12 protein-coding genes are annotated in these 18,184 nt (G+C 33.6%); 5 read left to right on the top strand and 7 right to left on the bottom strand.

The window, feature by feature from the left end; genetic code table 11:
- Positions 1-172: 172 nt before the first annotated feature.
- The 6 genes from JR312_RS00790 to wmk (JR312_RS00765) form a co-directional block, all read right to left on the bottom strand.
- Positions 173-1,087 carry a DMT family transporter gene (locus JR312_RS00790; RefSeq protein ID WP_006280073.1) on the bottom strand — a complete coding sequence of 305 codons (915 nt, stop codon included), beginning with the start codon at positions 1,085-1,087 and terminating at the stop codon, positions 173-175.
- Between the two features lie 483 nt (positions 1,088-1,570).
- A complete protein-coding gene (gene wmk, locus JR312_RS00785; RefSeq protein WP_416647481.1) occupies positions 1,571-2,482 on the bottom strand; it encodes a WO male-killing family protein Wmk in 912 nt (303 codons plus the stop codon).
- A 25-nt stretch (positions 2,483-2,507) separates the two neighbouring features.
- Positions 2,508-3,416: a WO male-killing family protein Wmk gene (gene wmk, locus JR312_RS00780; protein WP_416647480.1), complete on the bottom strand. Its 909-nt coding sequence runs from the start codon at positions 3,414-3,416 to the stop codon at positions 2,508-2,510.
- 75 nt (positions 3,417-3,491) lie between these two features.
- The gene (locus JR312_RS00775; RefSeq protein WP_416647479.1) at positions 3,492-4,625 is read right to left on the bottom strand and encodes a hypothetical protein; all 1,134 of its coding nucleotides are present in this window, start codon (positions 4,623-4,625) and stop codon (positions 3,492-3,494) included.
- Between the two features lie 100 nt (positions 4,626-4,725).
- The gene (locus JR312_RS00770; protein WP_006280787.1) at positions 4,726-5,382 is read right to left on the bottom strand and encodes a JAB domain-containing protein; all 657 of its coding nucleotides are present in this window, start codon (positions 5,380-5,382) and stop codon (positions 4,726-4,728) included.
- Positions 5,383-5,551: 169 nt separating this feature from the next.
- On the bottom strand, positions 5,552-6,463 hold the full coding sequence (gene wmk, locus JR312_RS00765; protein ID WP_010962718.1) for a WO male-killing family protein Wmk: 912 nt from the start codon (positions 6,461-6,463) through the stop codon (positions 5,552-5,554).
- A gap of 129 nt (positions 6,464-6,592) precedes the next feature.
- Here wmk (JR312_RS00765) and JR312_RS00760 point away from each other — a divergent pair, with 129 nt between their 5' ends.
- Both JR312_RS00760 and JR312_RS00755 read left to right on the top strand, forming a co-directional pair.
- Positions 6,593-7,489: an Rpn family recombination-promoting nuclease/putative transposase gene (locus tag JR312_RS00760; RefSeq protein ID WP_010962719.1), complete on the top strand. Its 897-nt coding sequence runs from the start codon at positions 6,593-6,595 to the stop codon at positions 7,487-7,489.
- Entirely contained in the window at positions 7,490-8,029 is a 540-nt protein-coding gene (locus JR312_RS00755; protein ID WP_010082266.1) for a pyrimidine dimer DNA glycosylase/endonuclease V, read from the top strand.
- A 702-nt stretch (positions 8,030-8,731) separates the two neighbouring features.
- On the opposite strand, the gene JR312_RS00750 is transcribed toward JR312_RS00755, so the two are convergent.
- A complete protein-coding gene (locus JR312_RS00750) occupies positions 8,732-11,161 on the bottom strand; it encodes a TomO hydrophobic C-terminal domain-containing protein (RefSeq protein ID WP_416647478.1) in 2,430 nt (809 codons plus the stop codon).
- A 242-nt stretch (positions 11,162-11,403) separates the two neighbouring features.
- Between JR312_RS00750 and cifA the strand changes: the two genes are divergently transcribed.
- The 3 genes from cifA to JR312_RS00735 all read left to right on the top strand — a co-directional run bounded on the left by cifA (position 11,404) and on the right by JR312_RS00735 (position 18,178).
- The gene (gene cifA, locus JR312_RS00745; RefSeq protein WP_155968735.1) at positions 11,404-12,828 is read left to right on the top strand and encodes a cytoplasmic incompatibility factor CifA; all 1,425 of its coding nucleotides are present in this window, start codon (positions 11,404-11,406) and stop codon (positions 12,826-12,828) included.
- Positions 12,829-12,903: 75 nt separating this feature from the next.
- Positions 12,904-16,404, top strand: a complete 3,501-nt coding sequence (gene cifB, locus JR312_RS00740; RefSeq protein WP_416647487.1) for a cytoplasmic incompatibility factor CifB — start codon at positions 12,904-12,906, stop codon at positions 16,402-16,404.
- Positions 16,405-17,314: 910 nt separating this feature from the next.
- Positions 17,315-18,178, top strand: a complete 864-nt coding sequence (locus JR312_RS00735) for a lipase family protein (RefSeq protein ID WP_138317963.1) — start codon at positions 17,315-17,317, stop codon at positions 18,176-18,178.
- Positions 18,179-18,184 lie beyond the last annotated feature (6 nt).

Here is an 18,184-nt window from a genome sequence, read left to right as displayed (position 1 = left end):
TTCTATCTCTTTCATACCTTTATTTCCTTAACTTGACGCGTATGGCTCTGATAACATTGCACAAGATACTAAACCTACATACCCTATTCCTATAATGGTTATATACATCTTGTCATCACCTTAAAAATATCCTAATGTAGCTCAACTGCTTAAACATTTAAAAAGAACATCATTAACAATTAGAGTCATAAATTTTTACTCTAGCGTTGCATACATTATTTTTCTTAATTACTTTACTTTCTGAATAAACTATAAACAAAGTCGATGGTATTAATATTAAAATACCATACAAAGCACTTTTATCAGGCAACTCATTAAACATAACATATGTTACTATTGCAGAAATTATTAGCTCTATGTATCTATATGGTGCAAGTGCAGTAGCATCTGCAAGAGTAAAAGCTTTTAATGTGAAGAACAGAATTAGATTTGAATTAATTCCCAAAATCAGTAGTAATACTAATTCTAACAAGGAAGGCAAATGCCAATAAAACAGCAAAGGCACAGTGGAAAAAATAGTTGTTGTTAGAGCTGAATAAAATAACATACTTATTACGGACTCTTTTATTGCGAGTTTCTTATTAAGTATGTCTAATATAGCAAAGATTAATGTAGATACAATAAAAATAAGAATTTTAGGATTAAAGTCTTCACTATAAGCTTTGGTAGTAATAGCAATACCAACAAAGCCAATAACAGTTACTGACCATCTTTGCCAAATTATATTTTCATTTAGTAAAGGGATTGCAAGAAGTATAACAAATAATGGTATAGAAAAACTTATAATTGTTGCAGTTACTATGGGAAAAATAGCTAACCCATAGGTCCACAAGGTTATTCCAACAAATAACAATACTCCTCTAGTTATCTGAATAGATATTTGACTTGTTTTAAAAGCTTCTCTTCCATAGTAAAGCATAAAAGGTACAAGGGTAATAGTGCTAAATAAAAAGCGGAAAAAGATTACTTCAAAACTTTGGAGATGTAAACTTAGATATTTTGATATAGTATCATTAGCTACACTACTAAGTAAACTGAGTATAAACCAGGTAACTCCAAGCAAATAAGCTCTTAATCTGTGATCCATAAAACTCCCAATTTAATATTTTATGAGATAACTTTACTATAAAAAAGATCAATACTAGACAAGTTTTCCTCTATCTACTGTTTAACCATATTCATAAATATTTAGTAGAAATGATTTGAGAAGTATTATATAAAGTGCAGCTTTATTGTATAATTTTAATAAACAGAAATGCTAACTGATTTTTTTGTAATATATGATAATACTTGCGAATACTATCACATTATCAGGAAAAGTAATCGGGAGTACTGACGGCTGTGGCAATTTTACCAACTAGCTTCTCTGCTAGCATTAGCAATATGTGTTTTCAGTGTTAGCTGTGAAGACGTTAAAGAAAGTTATCAAACAAGCAAATTAGCAGCAAAACTTTACGAAAATGCTTCAGTTGAGTCAGCTAAACAAATTTTCAGAATAGATGTATTAAATACGTAACCATCTTTACTTATATCTTAATATAATGTTTCTCAGTACCGTCTTTAACACAATTCAATTTTCACACTCATCAGCAGTTAGGCCACTTGCTCGCACAATAATATCAATTGCAACACCTGCCTTTGCTAGATTTTTCGCAACCCTGATTTTCTCTGCTTTTTTAACTTTTTCCTTGCCGCTTTTCATATCTTCAGATAGAGATTTGACTAACGCATCTAATGATTCCGGTTCTCTGTACTCGTTTATTAAACTCAATAGCTTTTTACTTTCTCTCGTTTCAGGTAGCAAGACTTTAATATTTACTGATAATGCTCCTGCTATTTCATATAATTTATCAAATAGTATGGTAGTATAACCTATTTCATATTCATGTATTTCCTTGAGTGTTACGCCAACTTTATCCGCTAAATCTTTTTGAGTATACCTTCTTATTAACCTCCATTCTCTTATTCTTTGCCCTATTCTGTAATATATAGAATCAGTGCAGATTTCTCTCTCTGTATTATCATACTCGTAAATAGATAAGCCGGTTGCCTGGGAAATTATGTCAACTGAAACTCCTTCTTTCACTAGATTTTTTGCTATTTCCAACCTTGCCTCTTCTTGATTAATTTTTTCGCTAATATGAACAAACCTGACTAATGAAGGTACTATTTTGCCTAACTTTTGATTCTCATATATTTTCGTTAGATAGAGTATTTCCTCGTCTTCATAGCTGTCTTCCCTTACTATTACTGGTTCGGGTAATAAATCTATAGCATTAACTGACAATACTCTTGCTATTACATATAGTACTTCAATTGGAATAGGAATATACCCATTTTCATAGCTGTTTACTTCTTGGTATGTTAAACCTATTTCACTTGCCAATTCTACTTGAGTATGCCCTCGCATTAACCTGCTATCTTCTATTTTTTGTCCTATTTTGTAGCTTATAGAACTAATATCGCTTACAGAAACAAACATATATACCTTACTTAGAAATAAATTTTCATGCAATTTGATCAACGGATAAACCGATTATTTGCAAAATAATATCAATAGAAATTCCCCCTTTTACTAAATCCTTTGCAACTTTAATCCTTTCTATCTCTCTCACTTTCTCCTCACAAATCCGTATCCCTTCAAACAAAGACTTTATTAGTGCATGCCGTAGTTCTTGGCTCTCAATTTCTTTGTATTCTTTAATCAAATCAGGTAGCTCATTTTTCACTTTACTCCCTTCCTCTATTAGTAGATCCGTAATATTAATCGATAATGCTTCTGCCATTTCATATAATTTATCAAGTGAAACAGCAGTCCTTCCTTGCTCATAGTTGCTTATTTCGTCACGTGTTGTACTCATTTTTTCTACTAAATCTTTTTGAGTATACTCTCTCACTAGCCTCCATTCTTTTATCTTCTTTCCTATTTGGCAGTAAATAGAACCTCCTTTTTCTTCAACGCATTCATCAGCAGAGAGGCCAATTGTTTTTGCAACAATATCAACAGAAACTCCTGCTTTAACCAAACCTTTTGCAATCTTTATTTTCTCTGCTTTTTTACTACTTTTTTCACTAACTTGGACAAAATTGGTTAGTAAACAAAACATCTTACGTAACTCCTGGTCATTAATCTTTTTATATTCTCTTACTAGATTTAAGATTTCTTCTCCCTCATCTTCAAGACAGCTTTTTGATATAGGAATTAGATCCGTAATACTGATTGATAGTGCCTCAGTTATAGCATATAACCTTTCAATTGAAATTCTACGATTCCCTTTTTCATATTGAAGTATTACCCAGTACTTTACACCAAGTTTCTCTGCTAAATCTTTCTGAGTATACCCTCTCTCTAACCTCCAACTTTTTAATTTTTCTCCCACTTTATAATCTAGACTTTTTTCCACAAAAAGAACCATACATATAATATTTTATACTATAGCTCAAAGGCTCCAGATATAATAGCCAGACTCTGGAACCTTTAAATTGATGAATTAAAGTGCCCTACAAGTTTCTTTACTATTTTCACGTACTTTGTCTGCCCATGAAAACAATTTTTCACTTACTTCCTTCTGCTTTTCACTCCATATGCCGCACCTAGTGAAATTACCTCTTTCTACCACTTTCTTAAGTTTCACTCCCCCAAAAAGGCAATTTTTTCCAATTTCTTCTCCTCTTTTTTGTAATTCAGCCCACATTTCCTTATCCGCTACTTTTACTTGTACCTGACTGCAGTTTTTTACGTCCTGGTACAATACAATATTTAGCTTACCAAGGCTTGTAGGAAATTCTAACACAACGGAGCTACCATCTGATACATCAACGTAATTTCTTGCACCTCCTTCCTCCCTTCTGATCTCAACTGCATTATTACCCATTTTTAAAATGTTACTCCCTAACTCTCTCAGTATTTTGGCTACCTCTACCTTGCTATTCCCAGAAAACTCTATGTACGATGTTGTATTATCTATCTCAACATCTATTAATTCTCCTTCTTGCACAGCACTTTCGCCAGCTTTCTCTAGTTCTTCTAGTCTCTCATCTATCTGTGGCTGAACTTCTGGTTGTAGCTCATTATAGATTTCACCTATCAGTTTATTCTGTAGTAGAGTATCATGAAACTCTGCACCACTTAGCATTAGCTTACGCATTATCTTTTTTCGATCACTTTTTTCTAATCTGTGAAAGTGTGTGCACAATATCATGTATTCTGCGAAGCTCCACTCCCCATCATTACATGCATTTACTCTTGCTCCAGAGGCTAATACTTGCTCTATAACTTTATGCAATGCATTTACGTTTTTTGTCTCTACTACAGCACTCTTAAACCAGCTCAACTTTTCACTTTCGCTTGCACTTGGTTTTATTTTTTGCAAATTTGAAGCAAATGGATTTAAATCTTCTGCTTGATCATTTAAAGGTTTTGTGCCATAAACATAGTCAAGGCTTTTCCCGTAGTTGATTTTGTTTTCGCGAATGTTTCTGCTAGGGGAGGCCTCCCGGTTTATCTCCTTCTGGTTATTAATTTTACTCACAAATTTAGACTGCTTTATATCAACGCCTTCAAGAGCACCAAATATTTTCTTGTGATTAACATTAGTCTTTTTATTCCGATCTTTACTAGTCATATAAACCTCATATTAAAAATACTTTTTAAGCGTACAATAAACTTTATACATCTTACTACTCATTATAAATTATAATGAGTAGATTTGCAAATACTTTCTACTATAACAATCCATTTTCTCGAAAGCTGAAATAGCCTCCACTTGTGATGATAATATGGTCAAACAATTTTACGCTTACAGTACTACATGCTGCTGCTAAGCTCTTCGTTACTGCTTGATCTTCTTCTGATGGCTCTAAGCTCCCTCCAGGATGGTTATGTGACATTATTATTGATGTTGCATTTTTCATTAATGCCTTTCTTGTAATTTCCTTTATGTATACTGGTGCTTTTTCCATTTCACCAATATAGGATTCTTCTCCAATTAGTTGACGCCTTTTATTCAAGTACAGTATTTTTACACATTCCCTTTCTGAGTGGCCTATACTTACGTTTAAGTACTCTACTATCCCTTGTAAGTCCATGATTGGCTCACTCTTAAGCTTTTCTTTCAGTACCCTTTCTAGTGTTTCCTTAACACACATAATCATTGCTACTGCAGAATCAGTTACTCCTTCTATAACTTTCAGGTCATCCATTTCTCTACCTAAAATCCTTCCTACTCCTGTATAAGTATTCACCAAATTTTTAGCAATTTCTTGAGCCTGTGGGCTTTCATGTACTGCACTTAGAAACGTTTCCATTATTTCACGATCAAGTAGTGCTTTGCCTTTGCTTTCTAATATTCTGAATTCGATTTCTTCTTTACTTTTATTCATATAATTTACCTTTCACTAACAACAAACTTTTTTTAGATATTTACTGCTGTTTTTTATCAGCATTGGCATAAAGCCATAGCTTTCGAGTGAAGTCAAATCAATTTCTCAATCTTTTTTACTTATTTTTTCATCTAAGAGTAAAGATATTAATATATACTGATTTTTTATTTTAAATCTGTTGAATTTCGCCTAAAGAGAGGCCTGTTATTTGCAAAATAATATCGGTAGAAATTCCTCCTTTCACTAAATCCTTTGCAATTTTCATCTTTTCTGCTCTTTTCACTTTTTCTTCGCAAATTTGTATGCTTTCAAACAGAGATTTTATTAGCGCATAGCGTAATTCTTGACTCTCAATTTTTTTGTATTCTTTTATTAAATCAGGTAGCTCACTTTCTACTATCTCATCTTCCTCTATGAGCAGATCTGTAATGCTAATTGATAATGTTTCTGCTATTGCATATAATTTTTCCAGTGGAATGGCCACACGTCCTTGCTCATAGTTGCTTATTTCATCACGTGTTGTATCCATTTTCTCAGCCAAATCCTTTTGAGTATACTCTCTCACTAGCCTCCATTCTTTTATCTTTTTTCCTATTTGGTAGTAGATAGAACCTGTTTTTTCTTCAACACACTCATTAGCAGAGAGGCCAATTGCTTGTGAAACAATATCAACAGAAATTCCTGCTTTAACCATACCCTTTGCAATTTTTACCTTCTCTGCTTTTTTACTACTTTTCTCACCAACTCGGGTAAATTTTGTTAGCAAGTAAAACACCTTGCGCAACTCTTGATCATTAATCGTTTTATATTTTCTTACTAGATTTAATATTTCCTCTTCTTCGTTTTTAAGGCAAATTTTTTCACTTGATACAGGAATAAGATCTATGATGCCAACCGATAACACTTCTGCTATAGCATACAATTTCTCAATCGAAATTTTACGTGTTCCTTTTTCATATTGTAGTACTACTTGATACGTTACGCCAATTTTTCCCGCTAAATCTTTTTGAGTATAACCTCGCTTTAACCTCCAGCTCCTTACTTTTTGTGCTATTTTGTACCTTATCGAGATATTTGCCATAAATATTATACAGGTTAATACTACCAAATAAAGATATACAAAAGGGATGCTTCTTTCTATGTTTGAATTTTAGTTGAATATTTCTTCACAATTGTGTATAATTATTAATGCTTTTTAAGTGGATTTCCTATGGCTCTTTCGAAGTTTCTCGATCCCAAGAATGATATATCGTTCAAGCGCATCTTTGGTACTGAAAAAAATAAAGATATCCTTATTCACTTTCTTAATGATATTCTCGGCTTTGCTGGAACAAATGCAATACAGGATATAGAGTTTTTAAGTACTATTCAAGATCCTGATATTGCTTCTAAAAAACAAAGCATTGTTGATGTTCTTTGTAGAGATAAAAATGGGCTGCAAGTGATAGTCGAAATGCAGGTCGCTAAAACTAAGGGCTTTGAAAAACGTGCTCAATACTATGCTGCTAAAGCCTATTCAAGACAGGCTGACAAAGGCGATCAATATCATGACCTTAAGGAAATTATCTTTATTGCTATAGCAGACTGTATTTTATTTCCTGATAAGTCTGAGTATAAGTCAAAGCATACCATTCGCGATGAAGATACTAATGAACATGATCTAAAAGATTTTTACTTTATATTTATTGAGTTGCCTAAATTTCCAAAAACCAAAGAAGATCAGCTTTCAAGTATTGTTGAGAAATGGGTCTACTTCTTTAAATATGCAGATGAGACTAGTGAAGAAGAGCTGGAAAAAATAATAGGTAGTGATCTAATAATTAAAAAGGCCTATGAAGAACTAAATAGGTTCAACTGGTCAGAAAAAGAATTTATTGCCTATGAACAGGAAATAAAACGTATTCTTGATGAACAGGCTGTCCTTGCTCAAAAACTTGATGATGCTACTGCAAAAGGCATCCTCATCGGACATGAAAAAGGCAGAAAAGAGAGGGAAATTGAAGTTGCAAAGAATCTACTTAAAGCAGGAGTTTCTATTGATATCATAGCTCAAACTACTGGTCTTACAGCTAATGAAATTAAAGACTTAAGCTCTTTGGATGTTTAGATGAACATCTTTGTACTAGATGAAAACCCAGAGATTGCGGCAAAAATGTTATGTGATAAGCATATAGTAAAAATGCTATTAGAAACTGCTCAGTTACTGAGTAATGTTTTTTCAATAGCATTAAAAGTGCCAAATCCTTTAGTCAGCATCACAGACCAGAATATAGAAGTTCCATATAAACTTACTCACAAAAACCACCCTTGTTCTCTATGGGCTAGACAATCCAAAGGGAACTTTTTCTGGTTAATAAAATACGGAAGGGAGCTGTGCAAAGAGTATACTTGGCGATATAAAAGAAAACATAGATCAGAAGAAGTTATAGATTGGTGTGATAGTAATAAGAATTTGCTTGTTTTTCAATCAACCGATATAAAGCCTTTTGTACAGGCGTTACCAGATCAATATAAGTCTAGTCATTCAGTAAAAGCTTACAGAGAGTACTACCTAAAAGAAAAGATGAGGTTTGCTAAGTGGGAAAAGGGTAGAGAAGTACCGGATTGGTTGCTAAGCAGAATCGTACGTCTGAAAAGCCGCAAATAAAAAGAACGCCTTAATTAGTAGAGAGGAAGGTGCATAAAAACTAAAACATCTTCTCACTTTAACTCTTAATTAGATTTGAGGTAAATCATTAAAATCTCCACTCTTTTAACTGAGTCTGATAAAATTTAAAAACGGCAGTTTATTGAATACTTTACATGATTAAACCATTAAAACTCTTCAATTTTACTGAATTGATGGTAATTTCAAGGTATTTGCTGCTCAAATTTAGATACATGCTAATTTCTCTATTATAAATACTTAAATTATAAACTATTTACTCTTTAATTTTGGTTATTAGTACTGCGATCCAGAGGTATTCCAACATCACTCACTTCAGAAGAGCAAAGTACTCTGATAATCTGGAATTTCAAAGTAAGGTCTCGATATTACTTCTTTTATAACCTAACGAAAATCTGAGTTCAGAACATAAAACCAGTCCCTTAATATAACTACTTTGCTGTTCCCTTACTATCATTTACAAAGAAGCCCTTATATTTTTCTACTAAATCTGGTCTTTTCTTCATCTATATCTCCTTCTACACCTAGAACTCTATTCGCCAATTCCCTATTCTCTAGAGAAATAAGTAATGCTCTATATCACCGTCAGAAATTAATCTGCCGCACCGAGAACTGATAGACCTTTTTATCTTTCCCATTATCTCTTTTCTTGGGGTGAGTAAAACAATATATTTTTCCACATAGTTATAAGCTGGGAACCATAAAAACAGCTTCATGATCAGCCATTTTAAAAGTTCGATCAAGTTCAATATTCCTAAGCGTTGTACTTGCCTTATATGAACAATAACATCCCAATGTAAGGAAAGTTAATGCAGTCAAAGCAAGTGAAATAGATATTCCTAAATGAGACATTGTTAAACTTGTGCCAACAGCAAATACTCCAGATAATATAAGAGAAGCAGAGGCATAAATTATTTGCTTTCTACTCTGAGCTCTTGCTTCTGAGAATTGAGATTTTACTGCTGAACTTTGTTCAGAGACTCGAGATAGGTTGCTAGTCCTTTTACTATAACCTTGTTTTACATTAACACCCACAGACTCAGTGGCAACTTTTGAATCCATCTCATCCTGGATTGATATATCAATATTTTCCGGCTGTTCATTAGCTAGAATAAGCTCATCATGCAAATTTTTTACAGAGCAAAAATGTGAGAGATCGATACTAAAGCTTTCTTCAATGCCTTCTAATCGTTTATTCTCTTCCTTTAATCGTTCTATATTTCCTCGTAATATACTATTTTCTAATAGCAATTCCTCACATTGTTTCCCTTTTGCATCTATCTCTTGTTCCAGCTTTACTAGTTTAATTTCATAGTCTTTACATAACTCAGCTTTTCCTTCCGGTATATCTGCATCCTCCACTTGTATACACGAATCTTCGGTTTCTCTTTTTGTCTTTTCCGCTCTTAACAAATACTCATAATCATCTTCTAACCCATTTATTTTTTGCATTAATCGTTGATTGTTCTCATTCAGCCCATTTATAACTTCCTGCATCTTTTCTTTTTTATTAAATAGCAATTCCTTTTCTTCTTTCGCTGTAGCAAGTTTTTCCTTAAGTTCATCATTTTCTGCTAGAAAATCTTTATTCTCTTTTTCAAGTTTATCTACTTTTTTCTCTAACTCTTGAACACTGTTATCTAAGGATTCATTCATCTTTTCCAATCCCTTCAATTTTTGTTCAAGATACATGCTTTTAGAATCACTTTGTGGTAATCTTGTACCAATATCTACGAGAATTTCTCCTACAAAATCCATAAACTTTTTGAAATGTCTCTCATGAACTATCACTTCTTCACTTAGTGTAGTATTACCCAGCTTTTCCACAATTTCTTGGATTTTTTTTAAACTATTGGATAATAGCTCCATTCGTTCAACAATTTTAGTTACTTCACTTACGTTCAATTCATCACTCAGATCTGCATTACTAGTATAATTCTCACCAGTGGTAACTAGGTTAGATGGATTGGCAGGTTTAATCGGGGTACTCGTATCAACAGAAGCTCCAAATGGCATAAACAGTGCACTTCGGCTGCTCTTAATCGATCTACCTAGTGAAGGTATATCACTATTATAAAGTGTTCTATCACCACTAGAGGCAACTTGCTCTTGTCTATAATTTGTAGAAGTTCCTGTTGGACTAGTACCATTTTTCTGATCTTCTCTACTGCTTTCATTCGTAAAGCGCTTCACTCCCATTACCCTCCTAACATTCTCTCCAAGTTCTTCTCTTTCGATTATAATACGAGATTCATTTTTTTCATAGTTAATTTTATCATATAATTGTTCACATTCTTTGTAGGACAATATTGGTTGTAGCGTCTTCTTCTTTACTTCTTCATCGTAGAAAGCTCTCAGCTTATCATTTGATAATATTGCTATAGCTTCTTTTACATCAGGATGCAATTGAGAATGCCCATTTTTGCATGAATGAACACGGTTCAGTAGAAAAATCTTAACAGAGTGTTGCTTGTATTCCATAATTTCCTCTAATGTAATCCCCATAACTTTTTCTTGTGATTCTATGTATCCTAGAGCTTCTTCAAAGTCTTGTCTGTTAGAGGTGAGAGGTTGAGCTTTTTTTAACTTTTTGATCTCACTATCTTTTGGATGCACACCATTAACTTCAATAACAGGGATAACACTTGCAGAGTCAATCGCATTTAACACAATACTACAATCATCTTGATTTTTTAGGAAAGCTTTTAGCTGTTTTTTAAAGTTCAATAAATTACTTAATTTATCTTCATTAGTTTTAGATTTTTTGATTTGATCATAAACGTTTCTGGCTGCTTGGTTATTCTCTTTATCAGTCCTTATTTTACTTTCTAACTTACCAAGGAGTTTGCTCAGTGGTTTTTTAAGTTTCTTATAATCGTTAACAAGCAGTTCTCTTATCCGTCTTTCAAAATCTCCTTTTTCTTTGAATCTCAAAACAGTATATAGATCATCTTCAGCCCTCTGCTGATCGGATTTTGTATTTACAACCATAACCTTACCTAACACTAACAGATACTGCTGAACAGAACTTAAGGGCGAAGTTAAAACACACTTAGTTAAAGTCATAAGCACTTCTCCAATTAATCTTACTAATATTCTTCTGGAAAACAACATATCTACTGACCTTATTCTTGGGAATATAAATAGAAAAAGTGCATCACCTATAGTCTCCAGAAAACCTGGTGTTAGCTGTCAAATTAAGATTTCTAGAAAATACTCAATAATTCCAGACAGATTTCTCTAGGCCTGACCAGAACGTTTGGGTATCAAATAGGTCTTTCTGGAGTAATTAGGTGTTGTAACTTAGTTACAAATTTAGTACCATAGCGTTGTTTTCATGATATAGGGAGGTTTAAATGCCAATAGAAACAAAACGTCAGGCTGAAGTGCTTAAAAAGCTACAAGATGTGATAAAACATACAGATCGTGACATTGCGGCTGGAAGAAAGTTAGCTATTAAAAGGTGGGTCGAGACCTATATAGAGTATATCAAACTTTTTAAGGATGATAAGCTGGAATTCTTATATAATGTTTTTCGAGATGAAGGTTGTTGGTTAGGTACAAGGTTAAATAATACTGTTTTAGGTCAGAAATTGACTGAAGAGAAAATAGGAGAAATCGATAACCCACTACCAAGGTATGGTATGGCATCTAGGTACTGTATAACGGGCAAGATAGGTGATTTTTTCAACAAACAGTTTGTACTCTCTAGAGGTCAATTTACTTCAGAAGAGGTAGATAGTCAAGGTAATCCGATCAGTGATCAATATGTAAGAAACATTCTGCTATCATCCATGAAGAGAAATGGTCCTGTGTTTGATTTCTGGATCGATAGAGAATCTGGGGAATTAAAGAAGTATGATGCAGTAGAAGGTTTTGACAGTGCTGTAAAACTTAAGTGGAGCGAAGGGGTAGAGTATTTTTATAATCAGTTAGAGGAAAAAGATAAGGAGAAGAAGCTTACAGAAGCTATTGTTGCTCTTTCTCGTCCTCAATCTGTTGAGAAAGACGCTCCTATTTTAGATTTTTGTGTAAGGAATATAGGCGATAAAGATACTCTTTTACAGAAATTATTGCAGAAAGATAAGGGAGTATATTCCCTTCTTGCTGAATTAATAGAGTCATGTTTTTTTGATACGGTTCATGATTTGGTACAGTGCTGGTGTTATAAAGGCGTTTCAGCAGGAGGAGACTGTTCGGACAAGATATTCTCACAGCAAGACTATGAACTTTTTCTTTATTCACTTTCAAATGTGATGTTGAAAAATCCTGAGTTAAGTGTTCAAGCTAGATCCCTTATTATGGAGATTTGGAAATGTGAACGCTTTGCTGAATACAGAGAGACCTCTGTTAATACTTCTAATTATACAGTTCCTATAAAGAGTGTACTTGGGGGATTAATCATTAATTGGAAACGAGAAGATGTTTGTAAGCCCGATAGGGAAATAGAGAAAGAAGAAATATTAGATATGATTTCATTTGCCAAAGGTTGCTTTCCTGAAAAGTTTGACCTTTTTAAAGAAGTCATGATAGAAAATCTTAGAATATGTGGTAGGGAAGGAAAGAGGAAAGGTGTAGATTACGGCAAGTTTGCAGAAGAGTTATTTCTTCAGTTAGAGAAAGTAACTTTACCTTCTGTAGGTGATGGTCCTTGGAATAATTTGCGGTCTCAATCTAAGGTATCTTTGCCACTTGATGGTTCTGGTGATGGCCCACAGTCTGAGTTTGAAGCTCCTAGTGTGAGTGGTATTTCTGGTTCTCATAAGAAAAGAAGAATCTAGTCTACTCATTAATGTGAGTGGTTTTTCTGGTCTTAGCAAATAGAGAGGTGCTTTGTGTCTTTAATAAGAAGTTTAGTGGATGGAGATCTTGATGGTTTTAGACAAGAGTTTGAATCCTTTTTAGATCAATGTCCATTTTTCTTGTATCATGTAAGTACAGGACGTTTCCTTCCTGTATTCTTTTTCAGTATGTTTGCTACTGCTCATGATGCTAATATCTTAAAAGCAAATGAGAGAGTGTATTTTCGTTTTGATAATCATGGTATTGATACAGGTGGTAGAAATAGAAATACAGGGAACCTAAAAGTCGCTGTTTATCGTGACGGACAGCAAGTTGTCAGATGCTACAGTATTTCTGATCGTCTTAATAGTGATGGGTTAAGGTTCAGTACAAGGGAAAGAAATGCTCTAGTGCGAGAGATTAGAGGGCAAAATCCAAATTTAAGGGAAGAAGACCTAAATTTTGAGCAATACAAAGTATGCATGCATGGAAAGGGCAAGAGTCAGGGAGAGGCGATTGCAACAGTATTCGAGGTGATTCGTGAAAAAGATTCTCAAGGTAGAGATAGATTTGCTAAATATTCAGCGTCTGAGATTAGCCTTCTTAGGCATATAGAACGCAATAGGCTTAATGGGATTAATGCGCCTGCGCCACGCAGTTTGTTGACAGTTAAGGAAATAGGAAGTATACGACTCAATCAAGATCAGAGAGTACAGCTTGGTCATTTGGTCAATTTTGTGCAAGTTGCACCGGGTCAGCAAGGGATTTTCAGTTTTATGGAAGTGCTAGCAAGTAACCAAAGAATAAATATAGAACGTGGAATAAATGAAGGAATTTTGCCATACATAACTCGAATCTATCGTAGTTACCTAGGCAGCCTACAAAATGACATTCAAAATCGCAGTCAAAAGTTTGAGAGTCACGGATTTTTCTTAGGTTTGTTGGCAAATTTTATTCATCTCTACACAATAGATATTGACCTTGACTTGTCTCCTGGAAATTCATATGTTGCTTTTCTTATATGTCATCAGGCAGAGAGAGAAAACATTCCTATCGTTATTAATGTTACTAGATGGAGGACATCGTCTGATATTGCATTAAACCGCGCTAGAGCTGATGCTAAAAGATTACATGCTTCTTCATTTATATCTATTCACACTGAATCAAGAAATGCTGTTTGTATTGGATTAAATTTTAATCTGAATATAGATCCTTTTAGTATTGATACAGTAGAGTTTTTAGAGAATAGATTTCCTTTGGTACAAAGATTATTTGAGTGTTTGGAGGATGAAGGAATTAGAGAAAATATTAGAGATTTCTTGCTTCAACATCTTCCTAACGAAATACCAAGAAATGCAGAGAATTATAACAGAATATTTGATTGCATAACTGGTTTTGCTTTTGGGAATAGTATTTTAGAAGAGTTCAGATTAGTAAACGCAGTTCAACAACGTGTAAGAAAGTATATATTTAGATATGGTGATGAGAATCATGCTTTAACCATGGTCTTCCATACTCAAGGTTCTGATATAGTTATACTTCATATTAGAGATAACAACGCTGTACAACAAGGAGCCATCAATTTACAAGATCTTAATGTTGACGGAAATAATGTTCATGTACGGGAAGTTTCATGCACACTTAATAATCAACTTGGCCTTAATATTCATACAGATAACCTTGGTTTATATCACAATTACCAAAATAATAATGCAAATAATTTTCTTGGTGGTAATCTTGTGCAAGTGCCTAATGCTGGAAATGTGCATAATGCTTTAAATCAAGTTATGAATGATGGCTGGCAAGATAGATTTCAGCATCAAGAATTATTTAGAAACATTTCTGCAGTATTAATGCCAGAAGATACGCATGGCAATATGATAATAGATGTAAATAGCAAAGATAAGTTTCGCTCTATACTACATGGTACATTTTATGCTAGTGATAATCCTTATAAAGTGCTTGCTATGTATAAAGTTGGTCAAACATATAGTTTAAAAAGGTGGCAGGAAGAAGAAGGAGAAAGGGTAATACTTACAAGAGTTACAGAACAGAGACTAGGTCTTCTATTATTAAGACAACCTACAGCAGATACTCACCCAATTGGATATGTATTAGGATTTGCTGATAATGCAGAAGAAGTAGAACAGGAGCAAGACGAGGCAAGGTACAAAATAACAGAATTGGTGAGCAAACAAAGGGGATATTTGCCTATTACTTCTGGAAATGAGGTGGTTTTGTCTTATGCTGTATTTAATAGAGGTGCACAGAGAGCAGAAGACTTTATATCTCTTCCACAACAAGCAGTGTATGTACATAGACTTGATCGTCGTGGTCATGACTCAAGACCAGAAGTATTAGTGGGACCTGAAAGTGTTATTGATGAAAATCCACCAGAAAATCTATTGTCAGATCAAACTCGTGAAAATTTCAGGCGCTTTTACATGGAAAAAAGACCAGGACAGAACTCGATTTTTTTGCTTGATATAGATGATAATCTGCACGTTCCATTTAGTTACTTGCAAGGTACTAGAGCACAGGCAATAGAAACATTAAGGTCAAGAATAAGGGGAGGTGGTACTTCTACAGCACAAGGAATATTACAACAAATAAACACTATCCTTCGTAGAAACAACGCTCGTGAAATAGAAGATGTGCATAATCTACTTGCACTAGACTTTGCAACAGAAAATCAAAATTTCCGTTATTGGCTACAAACTCATGACATGTTTTTCGCTGCACGACAATATACTTTCCATGATGATCGATCTAATCCAACTAATGATCGTCATGATTTTGCAATAACTTCAGTAGGAGTCGATGGAAATCAAAATGATCCAACAGGTAGGGACTTATTAAGTAGTAACATAGATAACTTTAAACAAAAAGTAGATTCGGGTGAAAAAGATAGATTAACTGCTATTATTAATGTAGGTAATCGTCATTGGGTTACATTAGTTATTGTCCACCAAAATGGAAATTATTATGGGTATTATGCTGATTCACTTGGTCCAGATAGTCGTATTGACAATAATATTCGAGGAGCTTTAAGAGAATGTGATATTAGCGATGATAATGTCCATGATGTTTCCGTTCATCAGCAAACAGATGGCCATAATTGTGGCATATGGGCATACGAAAATGCTAGGGATATTAACCAAGCTATTGATCAAGCTTTACAGGGAAATAGTAACTTTGGAGAGAAAGGTGAAGGTATTATAGGTTATATACGTGGTCTTCTTAGTGCAGGAATTGGAAATGACACTAGACAACCTCAAAGAAATGAACAATACTTTAGAAATCGGAGAAGAAATATTTCACAATTATTCCAAAATGATTCTCTATCTTCTCCTAGGGGTAGATTGATTCAAGGTCGTCCAGGAATTCAACATGAAATTGATCCATTACTATTACAATTTTTAGAACTCCAATATCCACAGCGTGGAGGTGGGGGAGCATTGCAATTAGGCGGAGAAAGAGTGATATCAATTGATTTTGGTCCGCAATCTGTATTGGATGAAATTGATGGAGTGAATAGAGTTTATGATCATAGCAATGGTAGAGGCAGTAGGTAGAGGTTAATAGGTGAATGAAGTATTTCTTTACTCCATATTTACGCGTTGGTTGTAATGGGTCTTTTAATTTATTTCTGCATATTTTTTTTGGGGGGTTGTTTATTAACAATAATATATAAGATATTAATAAAGCTTTTGTCCGTAAAGCACATTCATGAGAGCGATATTTTCTTAAAATCAGCTAGCTTTAGATGCTGAAGTTGTGTACCGTTTAGAATAACTTCCTTAATTTTGGATATAAAATAATTTAAACGTAAGATCCACTGTAAAAGATAAGATTTAATTTGGAAGAAAAATTGATGTGATTAGAACTTGACCTTACATAGTATAGGAATATTTTTTATAAAAAGAACAATATCCATTTGAAATGTAAAATTATCATAAATTTTTCTTTTTGTTCTCAAATGAATTACTATTAATTTAGTATTATATATTGCTAATAACTTAAATAATCCAACCATTTCCAGCAACAAAAACCGCTACCCGTGAGAACATTTTTCTTTGGGATGGGATGGTCTACCGCTTGTTCTGTGCGAACTTTTACTTATAATGATTTTACTATACCCTAAAACTAGCTATTTTAGCCTATTTTGCCACATTTATATACGAACTAATTCGCTTAGCTTTGTTGTAATAATTTTACGTTTTTGTTTTTGAAACACCCCTTTTACGTAAAAAACTCTCACAAATATACGTACTTTTTTTGTGTTTTGTGAAGAAAGTAAATAATTGAATTGCTGTTAACGCTAGTTACTGTAATATTCCTCCCAGAAACGCTCCTGAACAAATATTGCTTGTACCGTTGAAGACGAAAAGATTTATGGTTAATCTTATTAAATTGATAACTTATTTGACTAAATAATTGCATAGTGGTATACTAAGTTAATTAAGCTTGTAGTAAGTAAGAAATATGCCAGGTGTTATTGATAATCAAAATTCTATTAGCGATGATTTTGTAAATATTAGCAATACTTTAATAAAAGAGGTCTTAATTGAAAAGCTCGGACCAATTAAGAGTGAATTAGAAGCTCGAGATGAACATGATCTCGACGCGCTTTTGAATCAAGACATTTCTAGTTTAATTAAAATATGGAAGAATATAGAGCGTTCTGAGAATAGTGAGTTAAATGATGCTTCTGACCTTGCCGATCTGATAACAGGACAAATTGCAGAATTTGATAAAGAAAAATTACTAGAAATGTGTACTCTCAGTAAAATTGCCTATGGTGATGGGGACAGGAAATTAAAGAAAGATGAATATGAAACTAAAAGGCAGTTTGAAGAAGCAGGTTATCAAATAATAAAATTTTATGACAATGAACTCATTCAAGATAAATATTGCTCAGATAGTGATTATAAATTAGAACAACACAATGTCGGCTATGCTTTGACGGGTAGCAATTCATACAATCGAGATGTTGGTTATGTTTTTATTAAAGACAAGGAAGTAACTATAGCTTATCATGGTACTCGCGATTTGAATGATTTGAAGGAAGATCTTCGTGCATCTTTGACTAAGTTATCATTTTTATCTGGAGATAATTATATCCACTCTGGTTTCTACTCTTTATTCAAACGCTCTTGGCCCAGCGTACACAAGATATTACAAGGGCATGCTAATGATAAAGGATTAGAAGGAATCAAAAGTTTAAAAATTAATGTTACAGGTCATAGCATGGGAGGTGCTCTTGCTACTATAGCTGCTTTATGTCTTGATAAAACAGAAGAAGCCAAAGAGGTTGTCCGGAAACAAGTAAAAGGCTATAATATCTGAAATTTT

Source organism: Wolbachia endosymbiont of Nasonia giraulti (genome assembly GCF_048054155.1).
GTDB lineage: Bacteria > Pseudomonadota > Alphaproteobacteria > Rickettsiales > Anaplasmataceae > Wolbachia > Wolbachia pipientis_C.
This window is presented reverse-complemented; position numbering and strand designations above follow the sequence as displayed.